This is a genomic window from Acidovorax cavernicola (assembly GCF_003581445.1).
Window position 1 is genome coordinate 1 of the sequence record NZ_QXMN01000139.1, and the last position, 2,511, is coordinate 2,511.

Here is a 2,511-nt window from a genome sequence, read left to right on the forward strand (position 1 = left end):
CTGATCACCGATACCGAAGGCCGGCAGTACATCGACTTCGCGGCCGGCATCGCGGTGCTCAACACCGGCCATCGCCATCCCCGGGTCGTCGCGGCGATCGAGCAGCAGCTCGCGCGCTTCACGCACACCGCCTTCCAGGTCGTGCCCTATGAGAGCGCGATCGCGCTGGCCGAGCGCCTCAATGCGCTCGCGCCCATTGCCGGCCCGGCCAAGACCGCGCTGTTCACCACGGGCGTCGAAGCGGTGGAGAACGCGGTGAAGATCGCGCGCCATGCGACGGGCCGCTCGGCGCTGATCGCGTTCAGCGGCGCCTTCCACGGGCGCACCTTGCTCGGGCTGTCGTTGACCGGCAAGGTCGTTCCCTACAAGGCCGGTTTCGGCAGCATGCTGCCCGAGGTCTATCACTTGCCCTTCCCGAGTACGGCGCTGGGCGTGAGCGTGGAAGATGCGCTGGCCGCGCTGGCCCGGCTTTTCAAGGCCGATGTGGACCCGCAGCGCGTCGCCGCGATCCTGATCGAGCCGGTACAGGGCGAAGGCGGCTTCTACGCCGCACCGCCCGCGCTGCTCGAAAGCCTGCGCGCGCTCTGCGACACCCATGGCATCTTGCTGATCGCCGACGAAGTGCAGACCGGTTTCGGCCGCACGGGCCGCTGGTTCGCGATGCAGCACCACAGCGTGCACGCCGACCTGATCTGCATGGCCAAGAGCCTGGGCGGCGGCATGCCGCTGGCGGGCGTGGTCGGCCGCGCCGCGATCATGGACGCGCCCCCACCCGGCGGCCTGGGCAGCACCTACGCGGCCAATCCGCTGTCGGTGGCCGCGGCGCATGCGGTGCTCGACATCATCGAGGACGAAAAGCTCTGTGCACGCGCCCAGACGCTGGGCGACAGGCTACAGGCGCGCCTCAAGACACTACAGGCCGCGGATGCGGGAATCGCCGAAGTGCGCGGCCTGGGATCGATGGTCGCGGTCGAATTCCGCAAGGCCGGCACCGGCCTGCCCGATGCCGAGCGCGTGAGCGCCATCCTGCAGGCCGCGCTGTCCCAGGGCCTGCTGCTGCTGAGCTGCGGGCTGTACGGCAACGTCCTGCGCTTCCTCTACCCGTTGACCATAGAGGATGCGCTGTTCAACCGCGCGCTGGACATCCTCGACGACGTGATCCAGGGCCGCTGAATCAGGCCGCTGAATTAGGCCGCTGGCTCAGGCCGACGGCCCCGGCACCGAGTGCACCAGCACGGGCGACTCGCCGTCGCCGTTGACGCTTTCGAGCTGCACGCCAAAACCCCAAAGGCGCGCCGCGTGCTTGAGCACTTCCTGCACATCGTCGTTCAGCGGCCGGCCCTGGTGGCGCGTGTGGCGCAGCGTCAGGCCGCGGTCGCCGCGCAGGTTCACGTTCCAGACCTGGATGTTGGGCTCGCGCGCGCCCAGGTCGTACTGGTGCGACAGCGTCTGGCGCAGCATGCGGTAGCCGTCGTCGTCGTGGATGGCGCTGACCAGCAGTTCGGGCTCGCTGGCGTCGTCGTAGATCGAGAACAGGCGCATGTCGCGCATCAGCTGCGGGCTCAGGTACTGGCCGACGAAGCTCTCGTCCTTGAAGTTCTGCATCGCGTGGTGCAGCGCCGGCAGCCAGGGCGTGCCGGCCATGTCGGGGAACCAGCGCCGGTCTTCCTCGGTGGGATCCTGGCAGACGCGCCGGATGTCGCGGTACATCGCAAAGCCCAGCGCATAGGGATTGATGCCGCTGTAGGCGCGGTGCCCCGCCGGCGGCTGGTAGATCACATTGGTGTGCGACGACAGCCATTCGATCATCACGCCGTCGGTGAGCCAGCCCTCGTCGTACATGGTGTTGAGCAGCGTGTAGTGCCAGAACGTGGCCCAGCCTTCGTTCATCACCTGGGTCTGGCGCTGCGGATAGAAATACTGGGCGATCTTGCGCACGATGCGCACGATCTCGCGCTGCCAGGGCTCCATCAGCGGCGCGTTCTTCTCGACGAAGTACAGCAGGTTTTCCTCGGGCTCCTTGGGAAAGCGCTCGCTGGCCTGCGCCGCATTTTCCCGGCCCGGGCGCGTGGGCAGCGTGCGCCACAGTTCATTCACCTGCTGCTGGGCATAGGCTTCGCGCTGCTCGCGCTCGGCGCGTTCGCGCGCCAGGTTCTTCTTGCTCGGGCGGCGGTAGCGGTCCACGCCCAGGTTGGAAAGCGCATGGCAGGAATCGAGCCACTGCTCCACGGCGTCCAGCCCGTGGCGTTCCTCGCACTGGGCGACGAAGTCGCGCGCGTAGACCAGGTAGTCGATGATGCTGCCCGCATCGGTCCACATGCCGAACAGGTAGTTGTTCTTGAAGAAGCTGTTGTGCCCGTAGGCGGCATGGGCGATCACCAGCGCCTGCATGGCCGTGGTGTTCTCCTCCATCAGATAGCTGATGCAGGGGTTGGAGTTGATCACGATCTCGTAGGCCAGCCCCATGTGGCCGCGCCGGTAGCGCCGCTCGGTCGCGAGGTAGTCCTTGCC

2 protein-coding genes are annotated in these 2,511 nt (G+C 67.5%); one reads left to right on the top strand and one right to left on the bottom strand.

Features of this window, described 5'->3' with window-relative positions; genetic code table 11:
• Positions 1-1,173 (top strand): 4-aminobutyrate--2-oxoglutarate transaminase (gene gabT / locus D3H34_RS31710; protein WP_119558766.1); only part of this gene is annotated, 1,173 nt, incomplete at its 5' end.
• 27 nt (positions 1,174-1,200) lie between these two features.
• Here the strand turns inward: gabT and D3H34_RS31715 are convergent.
• The coding region (locus D3H34_RS31715) for a SpoVR family protein (protein ID WP_119558767.1) at positions 1,201-2,511 on the bottom strand (1,311 nt) is incomplete at its 5' end.